Annotated in this window: 15 protein-coding genes; 3 read left to right on the top strand and 12 right to left on the bottom strand. The window is 65.2% G+C overall.

Annotation, left to right across the window (positions count from 1 at the left end; genetic code table 11):
- Nucleotides 1-96 precede the first annotated feature (96 nt).
- Nucleotides 97-846, bottom strand: a complete 750-nt coding sequence (locus tag CDI09_RS06270) for a tRNA1(Val) (adenine(37)-N6)-methyltransferase (RefSeq protein ID WP_078524213.1) — start codon at nt 844-846, stop codon at nt 97-99.
- 204 nt (nt 847-1,050) lie between these two features.
- Between CDI09_RS06270 and CDI09_RS06265 the strand changes: the two genes are divergently transcribed.
- Complete coding sequence (locus CDI09_RS06265) at nt 1,051-2,055, top strand: polyprenyl synthetase family protein (RefSeq protein WP_078524211.1); 1,005 nt, start codon at nt 1,051-1,053, stop codon at nt 2,053-2,055.
- A 167-nt stretch (nt 2,056-2,222) separates the two neighbouring features.
- Here the strand turns inward: CDI09_RS06265 and murI are convergent, their stop codons facing one another.
- Both murI and CDI09_RS06255 read right to left on the bottom strand, forming a co-directional pair.
- Entirely contained in the window at nt 2,223-3,056 is an 834-nt protein-coding gene (murI, locus tag CDI09_RS06260) for a glutamate racemase (protein WP_078524210.1), read from the bottom strand.
- Between the two features lie 15 nt (nt 3,057-3,071).
- Nucleotides 3,072-3,833: an orotate phosphoribosyltransferase gene (locus tag CDI09_RS06255; RefSeq protein ID WP_078524208.1), complete on the bottom strand. Its 762-nt coding sequence runs from the start codon at nt 3,831-3,833 to the stop codon at nt 3,072-3,074.
- A gap of 227 nt (nt 3,834-4,060) precedes the next feature.
- Here CDI09_RS06255 and CDI09_RS06250 point away from each other — a divergent pair, with 227 nt between their 5' ends.
- The gene (locus CDI09_RS06250) at nt 4,061-4,315 is read left to right on the top strand and encodes a hypothetical protein (protein ID WP_078524206.1); all 255 of its coding nucleotides are present in this window, start codon (nt 4,061-4,063) and stop codon (nt 4,313-4,315) included.
- A gap of 651 nt (nt 4,316-4,966) precedes the next feature.
- Here the strand turns inward: CDI09_RS06250 and gltA are convergent.
- The 4 genes from gltA to CDI09_RS06225 all read right to left on the bottom strand — a co-directional run bounded on the left by gltA (nt 4,967) and on the right by CDI09_RS06225 (nt 8,152).
- Entirely contained in the window at nt 4,967-6,265 is a 1,299-nt protein-coding gene (gene gltA, locus CDI09_RS06240; protein WP_078524204.1) for a citrate synthase, read from the bottom strand.
- A gap of 217 nt (nt 6,266-6,482) precedes the next feature.
- Complete coding sequence (locus CDI09_RS06235; RefSeq protein ID WP_078524203.1) at nt 6,483-7,004, bottom strand: SixA phosphatase family protein; 522 nt, start codon at nt 7,002-7,004, stop codon at nt 6,483-6,485.
- Nucleotides 7,005-7,012: 8 nt separating this feature from the next.
- A complete protein-coding gene (locus CDI09_RS06230; protein ID WP_078524201.1) occupies nt 7,013-7,330 on the bottom strand; it encodes a chorismate mutase in 318 nt (105 codons plus the stop codon).
- 45 nt (nt 7,331-7,375) lie between these two features.
- A complete protein-coding gene (locus tag CDI09_RS06225; protein WP_078524199.1) occupies nt 7,376-8,152 on the bottom strand; it encodes a metallophosphoesterase in 777 nt (258 codons plus the stop codon).
- A 527-nt stretch (nt 8,153-8,679) separates the two neighbouring features.
- Here CDI09_RS06225 and CDI09_RS06220 point away from each other — a divergent pair.
- Entirely contained in the window at nt 8,680-10,197 is a 1,518-nt protein-coding gene (locus tag CDI09_RS06220) for an acetyl-CoA hydrolase/transferase family protein (protein WP_078524197.1), read from the top strand.
- Nucleotides 10,198-10,319: 122 nt separating this feature from the next.
- On the opposite strand, the gene CDI09_RS06215 is transcribed toward CDI09_RS06220, so the two are convergent.
- The 5 genes from CDI09_RS06215 to CDI09_RS06195 form a co-directional block, all read right to left on the bottom strand.
- The gene (locus CDI09_RS06215; protein ID WP_078524196.1) at nt 10,320-14,855 is read right to left on the bottom strand and encodes an AAA family ATPase; all 4,536 of its coding nucleotides are present in this window, start codon (nt 14,853-14,855) and stop codon (nt 10,320-10,322) included.
- Nucleotides 14,856-14,857: 2 nt separating this feature from the next.
- Nucleotides 14,858-15,481, bottom strand: coding sequence for a thioredoxin domain-containing protein (locus CDI09_RS06210; protein ID WP_078524194.1), 624 nt, complete (start codon nt 15,479-15,481; stop codon nt 14,858-14,860).
- Nucleotides 15,482-15,612: 131 nt separating this feature from the next.
- On the bottom strand, nt 15,613-16,530 hold the full coding sequence (locus CDI09_RS06205; RefSeq protein ID WP_078524192.1) for a hemolysin family protein: 918 nt from the start codon (nt 16,528-16,530) through the stop codon (nt 15,613-15,615).
- The gene (ybeY, locus tag CDI09_RS06200; RefSeq protein ID WP_236944705.1) at nt 16,527-17,030 is read right to left on the bottom strand and encodes an rRNA maturation RNase YbeY; all 504 of its coding nucleotides are present in this window, start codon (nt 17,028-17,030) and stop codon (nt 16,527-16,529) included. Before ybeY ends, CDI09_RS06205 begins: the two co-directional genes overlap by 4 nt.
- Before the next feature lie 43 nt (nt 17,031-17,073).
- Nucleotides 17,074-18,135, bottom strand: coding sequence for a PhoH family protein (locus tag CDI09_RS06195; protein ID WP_078524189.1), 1,062 nt, complete (start codon nt 18,133-18,135; stop codon nt 17,074-17,076).

Below are 18,135 nucleotides of genomic sequence, written 5' to 3'. Positions count from 1 at the left end.
GGTGAAGCTTTTTTTTAAAATCTTCAGAGACGCTGCCTTTCTGAAAAAAGGCAGCGTCCAGAAACTTTCATTATTTTTCAAACATCTGTGCGTTATTTAGGCCGTAAGCGGCATACCCTGTTCCAGGATGGCGCGGGCCGCGGGCGTAAAGCGGCCATCTGCTTCATGCAACACGAGGCCGGGCAGCATTTCGCTGCCCGCGCGTGAATTCGCCCGTCCCTGCACCAGCATGATACGCGCTGCCTGCCCTGCGCGGGGCCAGAAGGGCAGCACCCTGATCCGGCCCAGCTGCGCGCTCTCCATGGCTGTGCAGCATGCTGCCAGCAGGCTGGCGGGCAGGGCCATTGTCAACGTGCCGTGGTGGCGTAGCTGGGCGGCGAGGGCGCGCACCCAGCCGCCCAGCGCACCGGTGGGCAGGCGGCGGGCAAGGTCGCGCTGGGTGTGGGGTGAGGCCGACGACTCCTGCCCATGCCATGGCGGGTTGGCAAAGGCGTGGTCGATGCGGCGCACGCCGGGGCCAGACAGCAGAGGGTCATCGGGCAGGGCAGGCAGGGTGGCATGGCGCACATGCAGGTCGTGGCGATGGTTGAGCATGAAGTTGTGCCCGGCCAGCGCCGCGGTGGCGCCATCATGCTCCAGCCCGATTCCGGTCAGCCGTGGTACCCGATTCGACAGGCAGAGCAGCCCGGCGCCCGCGCCGCATCCACCTTCCATTACGGTCTGGCCAGGGCGCGCCGGCACGAAAGCCGCCATCAGAACAGGCTCAAGTCCGGTCCTGTTTCCAGTCGAAAACTGGCGATAGACCACCTTTCCGCCCAGCAGGTGGCCTGTGGTTACAGGGTCCATGCCCGTGGGGGGGAGAGGCAGGTCATGTACTGCTCCGTGCCGTGTGCCTGTGTGCTCCGGCTTGACCGTTATTCCAGCGCCGCCCATATACTCATTCTATGTTCATACATTCGGAACCGGGAGAGTAACCTTTTGGCCCTAGCAGTTAGTCTGCCGGAATCCGACGAAACGGCAAGTCAGAAAGACGAAGGGGCTCGCCGCCCGATGGCAGATGGATCAGAAGTCGCCCTGCGCGATCTGGCGGAATATCTTGCGGATGACATGGCGGCGTGCAACCGCGCCATTGTCGAGCGGATGGACAGCCCGGTCGCCCTTATTCCCCAGCTTGCAGCCCACCTCGTGGCCGCCGGCGGCAAACGGCTGCGCCCGCTGCTGACGCTGGCCTCGGCCCGGCTGTGCGGCTACAGGCCCGACGCCACGCACCAGCGCCACGTGGCGCTGGCCGCCTGCGTGGAGTTCATTCACACGGCAACGCTGCTGCATGATGACGTGGTGGACGAGAGTTCGCTCCGCCGGGGCATGGCCAGCGCCAATGCGGTGTTTGGCAACAAGGCCTCGGTTCTGGTGGGGGACTTCCTGTTCGCCCGCTCGTTCCAGCTCATGACGGATGATGGCTCGCTCAAGGTCATGAATATCCTCTCATCCGCTTCCGCCACCATTGCGGAAGGGGAAGTGTTACAGATGTCCACGCAGAATGACCTCTCCACACAGATCGATCAGTATCTGGAGGTCATTCATGGCAAAACTGCGGCACTGTTCGCCGCAGCCTGCCGGGTGGGCGCTGTCGTGGCCGACCGGGGCGAGGCGGAGGAGCGCGCGCTCGAATCCTACGGCACCAATCTGGGCATGGCCTTCCAGCTGGTTGATGACGCGCTGGATTACGCTGCTGACCAGGCCCGTCTGGGCAAGACGGTGGGTGATGACTTCCGTGAAGGCAAGATCACCCTGCCGGTGCTGGCGGCCTATGCCGCAGGTTCGGCGGAGGACCGTGCCTTCTGGCAGCGCGTAATCGAGGAAAGCGAGCAGAAGCCCGAGGATCTGGATCATGCCCTGCGCCTGATCGAACAGACTGGCGCCATCCGCACCACGCTTGAGCGTGCAACGGAATATGCCGATGCGGCACGTGAGGCGCTGTCCATCTTCCCGCCGAGCCGCCTGCGCCAGATGCTGCAGGATACGGCCAGCTATACCGTCAACCGCCTGCGCTAGCAGGCGGGGCGGCGGGTGTGTGCCTGTCCCTTGACTGGCACGAGAGGCGAAATGCGGGGGGCCTTGCCCCGTGTTTTGATACAGGAGGGTGCCGCATGCACCCTTCTCAAAAAGCTTCAAGGAACGTCGCTTTTTGTCAAAAGCCGACACCTCCTCCGAAAAAAATACTATCCGTGCTCAGAATTGGCTGCAGCGTCAAATAATCTGATCGCACCCTGCCTGTAGCCCAGTGCCGCCAGACCTGGCTGTAGAGCCGCCAGATCATGCGGCAGGGCGGTAAAGCAGAACTGCTCGGGCAGGGAGGAGGAAGGGGCTTCGGTTAGGGCTGGGCACGAGGCCAGTACGCGGGCAGCCTGCCGGGCTACGGCCGGGGCCGGGTCCAGCCAGGTGACATGCGGCGGCCCAGCTTCACGCATGGCATCGAGCAGGAAGGTGTAGTGTGTGCAGCCCAGGCCCACCACGTCGATTGCCGCCCCGCCGGGCTGCCCGAACAGGCCCGCGAGTTCCGCCCTGAGGCGGGTCGGGTCGGGCGGGGTGCCGCGAAAGGCGTTTTCCGCCATATCCGCCAGTCCGCGCGCGCCGTGGGCGAGTAGGGTGCAGTTGGGCGCAAAGCGCGCGCTGAGTGCCTTCAGGTAGGGCCGGCGCACGGTCGCCCGCGTGGCCAGCAGCCCGATCGTGCCGGTGCGGGTCTGGTCGGCGGCCCATTTTATGGGCGGCACGCAGCCCACAAAGGGCACGTCATAAGCCGCGCGCAGGCTATCGAGCGCCAGCGTGCTGGCGGTATTGCACGCCACCACCACCACGCTGGGCCGCAGGCGGGCAATGGCCGCCCCCACCAGGCGCACGATCCGCTCGCGCAGCAGGGTATCGGGCTGTTCGCCGTAAGGGAATACGGCCGTGTCAGCCAGATAGTCGACCGGTATGCCGGGCAGGAGGGGGCGGAGCTGGGCTACGACGCCCAGCCCCCCGATCCCTGAATCGAAGGCAAGAACACGCGGCATCAGTGAGCCCGTGGATCAGGCCCCGGCATCACGCCTGGCCTTGAGCGCCAGTGCCTCTTCCGCGCTGCCCACGCCACCATGCTTGGCTGACCACGCGCAGGGGTCTTCAAGGAAGCGACGGACCTCGGCGGCGTCCTTCTCCGAGAAGTAGGGCTTGCCCGCGCAGGCCTCGAGCACATCCCACCAGGTGCACAGGGCATGCAGGCTGATGTCCATATCCGCCAGCGTGCGGTATGCGCCGGGGAACACGCCGTAGAAAAACACGACAAAGGTGTGATCCACGATCGCGCCCGCCTTGCGCAGTGCGTTGGCAAACTGCACCTTCGATGAGCCATCGGTGGTCAGGTCTTCCACCAGCAGGGTGCGCATGCCCTCGGGCACATCGCCCTCGATCTGGGCATTGCGGCCAAAACCCTTGGGCTTTTTGCGCACATAGGCCATGGGCGCCATCATGCGGTCGGCAATCCACGCGGCGAAGGGAATGCCCGCCGTCTCGCCACCCACCACGGCGTCGATGCTTTCATAGCCGACATGGCGGCCGATCTTTTCTACTGCCAGTTCCATGATCTTCTGCCGCGCACGGGGGAAGAAGATGATGCGGCGGCAATCGATATAGACCGGGGATTTCCAGCCTGAGGTCAGGGTGTAGGGATCATCGGGGCGGAAATTGACGGCCTTGATTTCCAGCAGCAGGCGCGCGGTCATCAGCGCTGCATCGCGGTCCCATGCCGTTGTGCCTGTTGAAAGTCCTGCCCCATTCCCCGTGGCGTCGTGCATACCCTATCTCCGGCCAAATGAATTGCGTGTACTGAATGTCAGCACAGACGATTAACCGCAACAGGGCGGAAAATCCATCGGTGTCCGGCACGCAGGGGGCGTAATTGCCAAAAAAAGGCCGCATCGGAAATATAACGTGACCGGATCAGCAGAGTGTGAGTGCTCGCGTACCTTGCCCCCACGGGGTATTCGCTCTAGTATCTCAATATTAATAATCATTCTCACTAGTGGATCATCGCATCGTGTCTGTTGAAAACAGTCGCATCGCCCGCAAATGCGAGCGTGCCGTAATCACCGCCTACCAGGAACTGCGTGGCGTCGGGACCAGCGATGTGTCGGCTTTCCATGCCTGCACGACCCTCTACCGTATTCACCACCCCGAATCCTCGCTCAACGAGGCCCGGCGCCTGGTGTCGGAATGGATCGACCATCACCTGATCCAGAAGCGCCCCGGCCCGACAGCCGGGTGTGAGTGCGACTGACCCATCTGGAGGGCTTTATAAAAAAGAGAGCAGGCTGCGGATGGAGCCTGCCTTCTTTTTATGTCAGACGAGGGCCTTTATCGGAGAGGCAGTTCATGCTTCGTCAGGCCAGCCTGCCACAGAAACGCTGCATGTCTCCACGAAGGCGGATAATTCCGGCGGTGTTACAGGGGGACTGACGTGGCTTGGCCAGGCCGCTTCGCGAGACCCGCCTATCCATTGAAAACGACATGATGTTTTTCAGGCCCTCTGGCGCGTCGTAGCGGATGAGAGGCAAGGGCATGAATGATCCCTTTAAACAGGATCATCATATCTACGTGTCGTTCCATACGGGGTATGAGGAATTGCGTAAAATGGAGCATCTGGAAGCTGTCTGGCCAACTTCCGCAAGGCTCTTGGCCAAAAGCCATCCGAGGTGGTTCCCTGAACCGGCCCCCGGGAAATGAGAAGCTTATGGGTTAAAGAGCTTCATAAAGCGCAGTCATCCGCAAATCTAATTTTGATGATTCGATTGATAAATATGCCCGGTCCATTGGCATATGTAACCGACGCAACGTGTTATGGTAAAGGCAGTCTAAATAGATAGGGCCTCTACAAAAATCAAAATGTCGTGCCGGGCAGGGCCGTTTACCCACCCGGCACGGTCTTCAATCAGGCCCGCTTGTCAAACGGCACAAAGTCGCGCTGCGGCGAGCCGGTATAGAGCTGGCGGGGGCGGCCGATGCGCTGGCCGGGTTCCTCGATCATTTCCTTCCACTGGCTGATCCAGCCGGTGGTGCGGGCTACGGCAAACAGCACGGTGAACATGCTGGTGGGGATGCCCATGGCCTTGAGAATGATGCCGGAATAGAAATCGACATTGGGGTACAGGCTGCGCTTGACGAAATATTCGTCGTGAATCGCAATCTTTTCCAGTTCGATGGCGAGGTCGAGCAGCGGATCGTCCTTGATGCCAAGCTCGCCAAGCACCTCGTGGCAGGTGGCCTGCATGATCTTGGCGCGCGGATCGAAGTTCTTGTACACCCGGTGGCCAAAGCCCATCAGGCGCACGCCGCTGGTCTTGTCCTTCACCTTGGCGATGAATTCGGGGATGTTGTCCTTGTGGCCGATCTCGGCCAGCATCTTCAGCACCGCCTCGTTGGCGCCACCATGGGCAGGGCCCCACAGGGCCGCGATGCCCGCGGAAATACACGCAAACGGGTTGGCCCCTGTCGAGCCCGCAAGGCGCACGGTAGAGGTGGACGCATTCTGCTCATGATCGGCATGCAGGATCAGGATGCGGTCCATGGCGCGCGCAAGCACCGGGTTGATCTTGTAGGGCTCGCTCGGCACCGCGAACATCATGGACAGGAAGTTCTCGGCGTATGACAGGTCATTGCGCGGGTAGATGAAGGTCTCGCCCTGCGTGTATTTATAGGCCCAGGCCGCAATGGTCGGGATCTTGGCGATGATGCGCATGGCCGACTGGTTGCGCGTGGCCGCGTTCGAGACATCCAGCCCTTCATGATAGAAGGAGGACAGCGCGCCAACCGTGCCGCACAGGATGGCCATGGGGTGCGCATCACGGCGGAAACCGTTAAAGAAATTGCGGATCTGCTCATGCAGCAGCGTGTGGTGCTTGATGGAATTCACAAACCCGTCGTACTGCGCCTTGTCGGGCAGTTCGCCGTTAAGCAGCAGGTAGGCCACTTCCATGAAGGTCGCCTGTTCGGCCAACTGCGCGATGGGGTAGCCACGATGCAGCAGCACGCCCTTTTCACCATCGATGAAGGTAATCTTGCTGGAGCATGATGCGGTCTCGCCATAGCCGGGATCATAAGTGAATACACCGGCCTGGGCGGGCAGCTTGCGGATGTCGACTACCTCCGGCCCCATCGTGCCGGACAGCATGGGCAGTGTAACATCCTTGCCGTCTAGCGAGATTGTGGCAGTTTTTCCGGACTCGCTCATCTACAACTCTCCTCCTGGGGCCACGCCTGCGCTGGTGGGGCAGGGGGCCATGTCTCCAACCTCCGGGCATTCTGCCGTTCATGCGGCAGTTTATGGCTATGCCCAAATTATATTGCCCCGCGTGCCGCAAGGCGCGGCAGTCATCGGGCCTCGGTTCTGACGATAGGAACGAAACCCCCGCCGTGGCAATCCATGCACCCCCTTTGCCGCAATGACATTATTGGCAAGACAGGGCGTTAAGGTGGATTTCGCGGTCGGTGGCGGAATTCCATGGTTTTTCGGCAGTAAAACAGGCGATCGAGGCCGGCGGGAAGCCGCGCTGCATCGCGCCATCAAGGGCAGGCGGGCAATGCCGCGCGCCCCAGCCAAACACCAGGGCACCCAAGGCCGGATTGTGGCCTAACATCATGATATCGCTTGTTTTATCGTCAATGGCATAGAGCATGTCACGCACCGTTTCGGCGGTCGCTTCATACAGTTCGTTCACATATCGGATATCGGGTTTCTGATCGCCATAAAATGATCCCAGTGCCGCAAGCGTCTCGACCGTGCGCCGCGCGGGGCTGACCAGCACCACCTGCGGAGCAAAGGCGCGCGCGCGCAGCCACGCCCCCTGGGCGCGTGCGCTGTCACGGCCATGCGGGGTCAGCGCGCGGTTGAAATCGGCCTGCGCGCCGATCTCGCCAAACGCGGCGGGAGCGGCCTGGGCATGGCGCATGAGCACAAGCTGGCGGGGCATGGCGGCGGTTACTGGCCTGTGCCTGCGGCAATGGCCTCATGGTGGCGAATGACCTCGCGGATGATGAAGGCCAGGAATTTTTCCGCAAAATCGGGGTCCAGATGCGCGGCTGTGGCCAGTTCGCGCAGGCGCGCCACCTGCCGGGCCTCACGCGCGGGGTCAGCGGGTGGCATGTCGTTAGCGGCTTTGAGCCGACCCACCGCCTGCGTGTGGCGAAAGCGCTCGGCCAGCATGTAGATCAGGGCGGCATCGATATTGTCGATGCTGCAGCGCAGTTCTTCAAGCTTGAGCCGGGCTGCATCCTGTCTGGCCTCGGTGGTGTTCATCGGTGTCCGCGCTCCTGCGTTGGAAAAATTTTGTGAAATAAAGACTTACAGCACGGGCGGGAGGTCGATCCACGCGAGATGCCCCCCCTTGCCAGCCCCGGTATCGGTAAAGATGGCGCGCCCGCCCATGCGGCCGTGGCGCACCCAGGGCCGCCCGTCAGTGGAGCGGCGGTCATGCCCGCAATAGACGGTGTAGCCCGGCGGAATGTGATCGACCCAGTTCAGCCTGCGCTCGGGGTAGCCATCTTTCTGCATGCGGCCCGTCGTCTCGCCAAACAGGGCGCGTGACAGCAGGGGGGTGACCGTGCCCAGCCCCGGCGGCGGCAGTTCGCCAAGCATGCGGGCATGAAAGCCGCCATGCACGAATATGGACTGCCCCAGCACGATCCACGCGGGTGCGCGCGCAAGATCATCCAGCGCGCGCTGGTACACGTCACTGTTCTCCTCGCGCAGGAAGGCGGCCAGCGTTTCCATCAAAGGCGGGTCGCGGCGCATTTTGCGGCCCTGCAGCGCGCGGGCCAGCTTGCGGTCATGGTTGCCCAGTATGAACAGCCCGCGCCCTTCATCGATCAGGCGCTGCATCAGGCGGAATGCGCCTGCGCTGTCGGGTCCGTAATCCACCAGGTCGCCTAGCTGTATGACAAACCGGTCGGTCGCTGCGGCATGGCGGAAGGCGTGCAGGTCGCCATGCACGTCGCCCACCACCCGCAGGGGACGGCCTGCCAGCAGCCCTGCCAGCGGGTGCGTGGGCAGCGCGGGCGGGGTCGGGGGGGCAGCTTCTTCCCGCTCGGCGGCGGGCGGGGATATGGCATCCCGTGCCATGACTGGCCGATGAGAGGGAAATCGACGTCTCAAACGAAAATCCTCTCCTGTTGATGGCCGGTCCGGGTGTTGCCCCTTGCTGGGTCTGGTCTCCTATTATTCACAAGATTGGCCGCCATGCACTAGGGGGATGGGCAATAATGTATCCTTAATGACACAAACCGGTTGCATTCGGGTAACGATATTGTACACGAAAAACCCGAATATATTGCCCGGGACACAGACCGGCATAGGGCTTTGCGCTCCTGCCGGTGATGTGCCTGATGGAGTAAACGTGACACCGCCGACCGGAGTCCGGCTGCGGTGTCACACTTTTTTGTTGTGACGTAGCCTGCAGGACGGAGAACAGATGAAGACGTCATGCTGAAGTGAAACGCAGGGACAGGCGCAGTGGTGCAAAGGGAATACCCGCGCCACGGCCGCCATCCCCGCAGATCGGCCCCGGCCAGGGCCGTGACAACGGCATACGGCAATCCGGCGCGGTCTCGACCGGCCGGGCATAACGATAAGAGTTTGAGGGAAAGTTCATGATCGACCACACCCGAATCCGGAATGCGGCGCTCCGGGCCAAGATCACCACCGCCGAGCAGGCGGCCTCCCTTGTCCGCCCGGGCAGTACGGTGGGCACCAGTGGCTTTACCGGCGCCGGTTACCCCAAGGCCGTGCCGCAGGCGCTTGCAGCATTGATGGAGCGCGCGCACGCCGAGGGTAAGGAACACCGCATCCGGCTGCTCACGGGTGCCTCGACCGGGCCGGAACTTGATGGCGCGCTCGCCAAGGTCAACGGCATCTCTTTCCGCATGCCCTATAACTCCGATCCCGGCCTGCGCGCGCGCATCAACAAGGGCGAGACGGAATATCTCGACATGCATCTCAGCCATGTCGCCCCCATGGCATGGGCGGGCTTCTTTGGCACGATCGACACCGCCATCATCGAGGCCACCGCCATCCGTGAGGATGGCAGCATCGTGCCGTCATCTTCCGTCGGCAATTCCAAGACCTGGCTCGACACCGCCAGGCAGGTGATCATCGAGGTCAATAGCTGGCAGGACGCAGCGCTCGAGGGCATGCACGACATCTGGTATGGCGCCGCCCTGCCGCCGCACCGCCAGCCCATCCCGCTGCTGCGCCCCGATGACCGCATCGGCGGCACCTCGCTCAAGGTCGATCCGGCCAAGATCGTGGCGATTGTCGAGACCAATGCGCCCGACCGCAACGCCCCGTTCTCGCCGCCGGATGAGACCGCGCGCGGCATTGCGGGCCACCTGATGGAATTCTTCCGCCATGAAGTGAAGATGGGCCGCCTGCCGCCCTCGCTGCTGCCGCTTCAGTCCGGTGTGGGCAACGTGGCCAATGCCGTGATGGGTGGCCTTGAGGAAGGCCCGTTCGATGATCTGACCGCCTACACCGAAGTGATTCAGGATGGCATGCTCGGCATGCTGGAAAGCGGCAAGATGCGGGTGGCGTCGGCCACGGCCTTCTCGCTCAGCCCGGAAGCCGCCGAAGCGCTCAACAGCCGCATGCGCGAGTTCCAGAAGAAGATCATCCTGCGCCCGCAGGATATCAGCAACCATCCCGGCCTGATCCGCCGCCTCGGCTGTATCGCCATGAACGGCCTGATCGAATCGGACATCTACGGCAACGTGAACTCGACCCAGATCATGGGCTCGAAGATCCAGAACGGTATCGGCGGCTCGGGTGATTTTGCCCGCAATGCCTATATTTCCGTGTTCATGACGCCATCCACCGCAAAGGGTGGCAAGATTTCCGCCATCGTGCCCATGGCATCCCACGTCGATCACATCACGCAGGATTCGCAGGTGCTCGTGACCGAACAGGGCCTGGCCGACCTGCGTGGCCTCTCGCCCAAGCAGCGCGCGGAAGTCATCATCGCCAACTGTGCCCACCCCGATTACCGCCCGATGCTACAGGACTATTACAAGCGCGCCCGCGCGGGATCGTTTGGCCAGCAGTCGCCGCACCTGCTGACCGAGGCGCTTTCGTGGCATCAGCGCTTCATCGAGACGGGCAGCATGATGCCGTAAGGGCCAACTGGGAGCTGACGGGATGCGGGCAGGTACCGCCCCCGTCGCACCATCTATCGGCAATCATAAAAGTCTTTGGGCGCCGCCTTTTTTCCAAAAGGCGGCGTTTTCTCATCAGTCTGTTATCTGGCGGGTTCGGCATCCACCATTTCGGTCGCGCGTTCGAGGTCAACCGACAGCACGCGGCTGACCCCGCGCTCCTGCATGGTCACGCCATACAGCCGGTCCATATGCGCCATGGTCAGCTGGTGGTGGGTCACGACAAGGAAGCGCGTGCCCGCCTCGGCCACCATATCGGCGAGCAGGGCGCAGAAGCGGCCCACATTGGCGTCATCGAGCGGCGCATCGACCTCATCGAGCACGCAGACCGGGGCGGGGTTGCAGCGGAACACCGCAAAGATGAGCGACAGCGCGGTGAGCGCCTGCTCGCCGCCTGAAAGCAGCGAGAGCGTGGCGAGTTTCTTGCCCGGCGGCTGGGCATAGATTTCCAGCCCGGCCTGAAGCGGGTCGTCATTGCCCACCATGCCCAGATGCGCCCGCCCGCCATTGAACATGCGGGCAAACAGCGCCTGAAAATGCTGGTCGATCTGCGAGAACACCGCCATCAACCGCTCGCGTCCCTCCCGGTTAAGCTGCCCGATCATGCCGCGCAGGCGGGCAATGGCCGATTGCAGTTCGTCGCGCTCATGCAGGATCGTGTCGATCTTGCCCGATGCCTCCTGCGCCTCAAGCTCGGCACGCAGGTTGACCGGGCCAAGCTCATCGCGCTGGCGGGTCAGGCGGGCGACCTTGCGGCGCAGGCCGGTCTCGGCATTCACGCTCAGATCGGCGGGCACCACGCCGGCTGGCGGCGTTGAGTCCGCCTGCAACTGGGCCAGCAGCACCTGTGCCTGCTCGCGCCTGCCTTCGGCGCGGACCACGGCTTCACGGGCCGCGGTCAGCACCTCTTCCGCCGTGCGGCGGCCCTGCTGCACTTCCGCCATGCGGGTTTCAGCCTGCTGCAGTTCCACCATCGCCGCAGCGTGGCTGGCTTCATGCTGGGCCAGTTCGGTCGCGATCGCATCGCGGCGTTCGCGCACGGCAACGGGCTGGGGAGCCACACGCTCATGCTCGGCCTGCGCATTATGCAGGCGGCTTGCCGCAGCTTCGGCTTCCAGGCTGGCGGCTTCCACGCGGGCGGTCCACTGCGTCATGTCCTGCCCCGATGCGTCAAAGCGCTGGCGCAGGGTGGCCTCCTCCGTATGCAGGCGGGCCAGGGTCTCGCGCTGCTCGGTTTCCTGGGCGCGCAGGCTTTCGGCCTCTTCGCGCAGGCTGGCCAGCGCGTGTTCCAGTCCGCTCATGTCAGGCAGGGCCTCAAGGCGGGTGCGGGCGGCGGCAACAGTTGCTTGTGCCTGCTGCAGCCCATCGGTCAGGTCAGCCATGCGGGCCTGCCGGGCTTCAAGCCGGGCACCGGTTTCGCGCATTTTCTGCTCAAGGGCCGCGCGTGCGATGCGGGCCTGTTCCAGCCGGGTCGTGGCCTCTTCCACCACTATCCGGGCCTGTTCCAGCGCCTGGCCTGCCTGTGTCGCGGCAGCGGTCGCCTGTCGGGCTGCATCCTGCGCCTGGGCAGGGGCGGGCAGGGCAGCAAGCTGTTCGCGTCGGGTGGCCAGTTCATTGCTGGCGGTGTTGCGGTCGGTTTCCAGCCGGGCCTGTTCGGGCAGCAGGGCCTGCAGGCGGGTTTCCGCCTCCCCATGCCGGGTCGTGGCGGCCTGCAGGGCGCGGCGGGCCTGTTCCAGTGCGGCTTCAGCCTGCTGGCAGCGTGTACGGAGCGCCTTTTCGGCATCCTGCGCCTGCGTGGCAGCCTGTGCTGCCGCCTGCTGGGCACGGGCCAACTGATCGAGGTCGGGCAGATCGGCTTCCTGCGCAGTGGCGCGCGCGCAGGCGGCATCGGAATCCATCAGGGCGGCCTGGGCCGTGGCCTGCTGCACCGAGAGCGTATCGATCTGGGCCGCGATGGTGGCGTGCTGGCGTGAAAGCTCGGCCTCTGCCGTGCGGGCGGCCTCGAGTGCGTTCTCGGCTTCCATGCGGGCATCGCGGGCCGTCGTCAGGGCTTCGGCTGCCTGCTGGCGGGTGGTTGTGGCGGTTTGTGCCGCCTGCTCCAGCGCCGGGAGCACACCGCGCAGCTGCTCGAGTTCCGCGCGCAGGGTGCGCAGGCGGCCGAGCTGTTTAAGCCGGAGTGCCGCGCGGTCGGGCAGGTTGGGGGCCTGCGTGTAGCCATCCCACCGCCACAGCGCCCCCTCGCGGGTGATAAGGCATTGCCCCGGGGTCAGGCTGGCCTGAAGGGCCGCGCCATCCATGCCATCAGGCAGCAGGCCGGCGGCACCCAGCGCGCGTGACAGGGCAGGCGGTGCCTCGAGCACGGCGGAAAGCGGCTCGATGCCCGCGGCAGGAAAAGGGGCTTGCGTGGCCGGAGGCAGATCATGCCATGAGCGGGGGGCCATGCCTTCGACCACCGCCTCAAGCCCATCGGAAAGCACCACGGCCAGCGCGGTTTCCAGCCCGGCGGGCACGTGCAGGCTATCGGCCAGCGTCATGCCGCTGGCGGGGTTGGCCTGCGTCTCGCTGTGCAGGGCGCGGGCCAGGCCATCGGCTTCCGCCTCGAGGCCCGACAGGCTGGCGCGGGCCTCGGTCAGGCGGGCGGCGCAGGCTTCATCCTCCTGCGTGGCGGCCACGCTCGCGGTCTCGATTGCCGCCATGTGCTGGCGGGCAGAGTCCAGTGCTGCCGCAGCAGCCTCGCGTTTGGTGGTGAGCGCCTGCAGGGCCTCATCGGGCACGGCCTGCGCGCGCAGGCGTATCATGCTGGCGGCGAGTGTATCCACTTCATCGCGCGCGCGCTTGTGGGCGGCCCGGGCAGCGCGCAGGGCTTCCTCGGTGGCGCTGCGGGTGGCGCGGGCTTCCTTCAGGCGGGCATTGGCCTGAATTTCGGCCTGAGTGGCCTGTGCGCGGGCGTCTTCCGCCGTGGCGCGTTCGGCGCGGAGGGTATCAAGAGCCGTTTCGGCCTCGGTGGCCGTCCGGGCCAGACGGGCGCGCTCATCTTCGGGCACCAGCTCGGCACGGGCATTGCGCACATGGTTGCCCAGCGCGGCCACGTCGCGCTCGAGCGCTTCGAGCCTGCTGGCGGCGGTGGCGGTATCCTGCGTGGCCTGCGCATGCACGCGCAGGCTCTCGGTCGCGGCATTGCGGGCAAGGTCGGCCTGTAGCGCGGCATCCGCATGGGCGCGGGTGGCATCCTCGCGCGCGGTCATGGCCTGCGTGGCCTGCGCCTCGGTCAGGGTGATCTGTTCGTCATGGGCGGCGATGGATTCGGCCGTTGGCATATCGGCTTCCAGCGCCGCGATCTCGGTGGCGAGGGCCGCGTGCTGGGTGGCAAGACGCTCATGCGCGGCGGTGGCGGTGGCAAGGCCTTCACGCGCCTGCGTGGCCTGCAGTTCGGCCTCGCGCACGGTGGTGGTGGCCTCTTCCACGCGCGCAGCCATTCCGGTCAGGGCCTGCGCCAGCGTGGTGCATTCGGCCTGTGCCGCCTCACGCAGGGCGGGCAGGGCTGACAGGCGTTGGGCCACCTGCGCCCGCTCAGCCTCAAGCTGTTCGAGCATGAGAGTGGCGTCATCACGCCGGGCAAGGGCCGCAGCCTGCACGCCCTCGCATTCAGCAAGGCGGGTCCGGGCCTGTTCCAGCGCGGCCTCGGCGCGGGCCAGTTCCTCGGCAATGGTTTCGGCGCGGACCTTGAAGCGCTCCAGCGCGGTGCGTCGCGTGTCCACCTGCTCGCGCAGGGCGGGCAATGTCTTTGTCACTTCGTAATCGGTGAGGACGGCGGTTTCGGCCATCTCCTCGGCGGCCCTGAGGTCGGTGCGGGCGGCGAGCAGGCCAGCTTCTCCCTCGGCCACGCCGTTATGGGCGCGGGCATGCAGCAGCGCCAGAAGGGCGGTTTCGGATTCGCGCAGCCCCTGCGAGAGTTCGCGGTAACGGCTCGCCTGTTCGGACTGCTCCTGCAGGTCACCGAGCCGGGATTCGAGTTGCAGGCGCAGGTCTTCCGCGCGCGCGAGGTTGGCCTCGGTTGCGCGCAGCTTGAGTTCGGCCTCGTGGCGGCGACCGTGCAGGCCGGTAATGCCTGCCGCTTCCTCCAGAATGGTGCGCCGCTCCTCGGGGCGGGCATTGACCAGCGCCGAGACGCGGCCCTGGCTGACCATGGCCGATGACCGCGCGCCCGAGGCCAGATCGGCAAACAGGGTCTGCACGTCGCGCCCGCGCGTGGTGCGGCCATTGATGCGGTAGCCGCTGCCCGCCCCGCGCTCGGCGCGGCGGCAGACCTGAAGCTCATCCTGCCCGGTAAAGGGGGCGGGGGCGATTTCGGCTGCGCCTTCCAGCGTCAGGGTGACTTCCGCCATGTTGCGGGCGGCGCGCGCGGTGGTGCCAGCGAAGATCAGGTCATCCATTTCGCCGCCGCGCAGGGCGCGGGCATTGGTTTCGCCCATGACCCAGCGCAGGGCCTCGACCACGTTGGACTTGCCGCAGCCGTTGGGCCCGACAATGCCGGTCAGGCCAGGCAGGATCTCCACGGAGACCGGGTCGGCGAAACTCTTGAAGCCTGCGATGCGCAGCCGGACGAAACGGGCGGTCATGCTCAGCGGGCCGCCGCTTCAACCTTCTGGGCAAACTGCTCGTAGGTCAGTTCCTGAGCCACCTGCTCCTTGTCATTGAAGCGGAAGGTGGGCGTGCCGTCGATCTTGTACTGGGCCTGGGCGCGGTCTTCCTCGTCCATGATGGCATGGCGCAGCTTGTCGTCATGGACGGTCTGCTGGAACAGGTCGGAGGACATGCCGGCAAGGGCGGCCATTTTCTGGATTTCGGCCTCGGATTCCGCCGGTTCCTTGCCAAAGGCCCAGCGATCCTGGCTCGACAGCAGCGCAAGCACGAATGGCTCGTAACGCTCGGGGGCAAGCGCGCGTGCGACCATGCAGCCGGTCAGTGCGATCTGGTCGAGCGGAAAATCACGGAAAATGTAGTACACCTTGCCCGTATCGATCAGCTTGCTGCGCACTTCGGGGAAGACCTCGGCGGCAAAACGCGCGCAATGCGTGCAGGTAAGCGAGAAGAATTCCTCCACATGCACCTTGGCCGCAGGGTTGCCCACGGCGCGGATGGACAGGCGCGGGTCCGCCGCCTGCGCCATGGCCCGGCCGGACATCAGGCCGCCAGCCATGAGGGTGGGGGTAAGGGCAAGCAGGGTGCGGCGTGTGATGGGCATTAGGGTCACTCTCCGGTGGGGACAGGGGTGGGGCATGGCCCCGGCGGGTATCAGTATTAAGGCGGCGCGGGGCGTGCGTAAATCCATCATGCCCGCATCGGATGGCGCGCCGGGGCTGACGCGCCATCCGTTCAGGCTGGCTGCGCGGCGGCCTCACGCGGGGGGAGGCGCACGCGCACGTGGCGGATATGGCGGGCATCCGAATCAAGGATGCGGAACACCATGCCGCTTTCATGCGTCACGATCTCGCCGCGCGTGGGCACGTGGCCTGCCAGACGGAACACCAGGCCGCCCACGGTCTCGATCTCGGCCTCGCGCTCCTCGCGCGTGAGCACGGGGCCGACTTTTTCTTCAAAGGCGGCGACGGGGGTGCGGGCGTCGACATCGAGCGTGCCATCGGGCCGTTCGCGCATCATGTTCACGGTCGGTTCGTCATGCTCGTCGGAAATATCGCCCACGATGGTCTCGATCAGATCCTCGATGGTGACGAGGCCGTCAATGCCGCCATACTCGTCGATCACGAGGGCAAGATGCACGTGTCGCAGCCGCATCTGCAAAAGCAGATCGAGCACGGGCAGCTGGGGCGCGACCATGAGCGGCTGGCGCAGCAGCGGCTCCATGCGGAAGGCCTCCGACGTGCCGACATAGGCGATCAGGTCCTTCACATGGATCATGCCCACGATGTCGTCAAGCTGGTCGCGATAGACCGGCATGCGGGAATGGTTTTCCCGCCGGATCATGGCCAGCGCCTCATCGAGGCTGATATCGACCGGCATCGCCACGATGTCGGCGCGCGGAATCATCACGTCATCCGCCGTGATGCCGCGCAGGCGCAGCACGTTGGCCAGAAGCGCGCGCTCCTGCCGGTCGAGTTCGGAGGCGTGGGGATTGGCGTCATCCCCCGCCGCATCATCGGCTTCCTTGACCAGCGCGGCAATGGAATGACGCAGCCCCGGTTCAGCGCGCCTGCGGCTGAACAGCGACAGAAATCCCTTGCCGCGCGACCCGGATGGAGGCTCCTCGTTGGCATCGGTGCCGGGGCGGCTCATGAGCGTGCCCCCCGGCTTACCATGCGGCCCGGTTTCCACGGGTTGGCAACGCCAAGGCCGGACAGGATGCGGGCCTCGAGCATTTCCATCTCGCGGGCCTCGCCGGGGTGGTGGTGGTCATATTCGGCCAGATGCAGCACGCCATGCACCACCAGATGCGCCAGATGGCCGGCCATGTCGCGGCCTGCGGCCTGCGCCTCGCGCGCCACCGTCTCGAAGGCGATGATGATGTCGCCGCCCCATATGCCGCCTGCGGCGGGGTATTCGAAGGTGAGGACATTGGTGGGCCTGTTGCGCCCGCGATGCCGCCAGTTCATGCGGGCCACCGTGCGGTCATCGGCCAGTACCACCGTGACCGGGCCATGGCAGCCCGTGGCTCCGAGCGTGGCGCGCACCGCGCGGTCCACCACGCGGGCGGGGTGGAGGACGGCACGGTTCCAGCGCCTGTCCGCCACCGTGACATCGGGGCCATCGAGCCCGGCCTTCAGGGCGGGCTGCATGGCCCGTCCTGCTGCGACCCCGCCCGTGTGGGCGGGGCCTGTGCTACTTCGAGGTTTCATCGTTCTCCTGCTGCGACCGGGCGCGATGGGGGCGGCGTTCAGCCCCGGCACGCTGGTCGTATGCCTCCACTATACGCGCCACCAGCGGGTGGCGCACCACGTCACGCGATTCAAATCGCATCATGCCGATCCCGGGCAGGCCGTCGAGGGTATCGACCGCCTCCCGCAGGCCGGATGTCACGCCACGCGGCAGGTCAACCTGGCTCAGGTCGCCGGTAATGACCATGCGCGTGCCTTCACCCATGCGGGTGAGGAACATCTTCATCTGGGCGGGGGTCGTGTTCTGCGCCTCGTCCAGAATGACAAAACAGTGCGCCAGCGTGCGCCCGCGCATGAACGCCAGGGGCGCGACCTCGATCTCGCCCGTGCCCATGCGCCGGATCACCTGATCGCCCGGCATCATGTCATGCAGGGCGTCATACAGCGGGCGGAGGTAGGGGTCGATCTTTTCCTTCAGGTCGCCGGGCAGAAAGCCCAGCCGTTCGCCTGCCTCCACCGCTGGGCGCGACAGCACGATGCGGTCGACCTGGCCCGCCTGCAGCATGGCTACCGCCTGCGCCACGGCCAGGTAGGTCTTGCCGGTGCCGGCAGGGCCAAGACCAAACACCATTTCCTGCCGGGCGAGCATGGCCATGTATTCGGCCTGACCAACCGAGCGCGGGGCCACGGGGCCGCGACGGGTCATGATGGTGGGCAGGTCGGCCAGCGTGGGGCTGGCGGGGGCCGTGGCAGTACGGGTGTCGGGCATGGCGGGCAGTCCTCCCGTAACAGGGCGTGGCGCAGGCGCCGAAAAGGCATGGGCGGCAAGCCGGATGGCGGTATCGACGGTGGCGGTATCGACCATCTGCCCCACTGTTGCGCGGCGGTAGAGTTCGGTCAGCGTGGCCTGTGTCAGTTCCACCCGCTGGGCCGCGCCCGTAATGGCGATGCGGTTGCCCCGGCACGCCAGCCGGACATCAAATCCACGTTCAAGATGCAGCAGGTGGCGGTCATGGTCACCCACAAGCTGCGCCAGCAGCACGTTATCTTCAAACTGCATGGTCAC

It is taken from the genome of Komagataeibacter nataicola (assembly GCF_003207795.1).
Classification (GTDB): Bacteria; Pseudomonadota; Alphaproteobacteria; order Acetobacterales; family Acetobacteraceae; genus Komagataeibacter; species Komagataeibacter nataicola.
Note: the sequence above shows the minus strand (reverse complement) of the source record. Positions and strands in the feature narration are given on the sequence as shown.

Coding starts and splice junctions, on each gene's coding strand:
- CDI09_RS06270 (WP_078524213.1), bottom strand. CDS start 846: ATGGACCCTGTAACCACAGGCCACCTGCTGGGCGGAAAGGTGGTCTAT.
- CDI09_RS06265 (WP_078524211.1), top strand. CDS start 1,051: ATGGCAGATGGATCAGAAGTCGCCCTGCGCGATCTGGCGGAATATCTT.
- murI (WP_078524210.1), bottom strand. CDS start 3,056: ATGCCGCGTGTTCTTGCCTTCGATTCAGGGATCGGGGGGCTGGGCGTC.
- CDI09_RS06255 (WP_078524208.1), bottom strand. CDS start 3,833: ATGCACGACGCCACGGGGAATGGGGCAGGACTTTCAACAGGCACAACG.
- gltA (WP_078524204.1), bottom strand. CDS start 6,265: ATGAGCGAGTCCGGAAAAACTGCCACAATCTCGCTAGACGGCAAGGAT.
- CDI09_RS06235 (WP_078524203.1), bottom strand. CDS start 7,004: ATGCCCCGCCAGCTTGTGCTCATGCGCCATGCCCAGGCCGCTCCCGCC.
- CDI09_RS06230 (WP_078524201.1), bottom strand. CDS start 7,330: ATGAACACCACCGAGGCCAGACAGGATGCAGCCCGGCTCAAGCTTGAA.
- CDI09_RS06225 (WP_078524199.1), bottom strand. CDS start 8,152: ATGGCACGGGATGCCATATCCCCGCCCGCCGCCGAGCGGGAAGAAGCT.
- CDI09_RS06220 (WP_078524197.1), top strand. CDS start 8,680: ATGATCGACCACACCCGAATCCGGAATGCGGCGCTCCGGGCCAAGATC.
- CDI09_RS06215 (WP_078524196.1), bottom strand. CDS start 14,855: ATGACCGCCCGTTTCGTCCGGCTGCGCATCGCAGGCTTCAAGAGTTTC.
- CDI09_RS06210 (WP_078524194.1), bottom strand. CDS start 15,481: ATGCCCATCACACGCCGCACCCTGCTTGCCCTTACCCCCACCCTCATG.
- CDI09_RS06205 (WP_078524192.1), bottom strand. CDS start 16,530: ATGAGCCGCCCCGGCACCGATGCCAACGAGGAGCCTCCATCCGGGTCG.
- ybeY (WP_236944705.1), bottom strand. CDS start 17,030: ATGCAGCCCGCCCTGAAGGCCGGGCTCGATGGCCCCGATGTCACGGTG.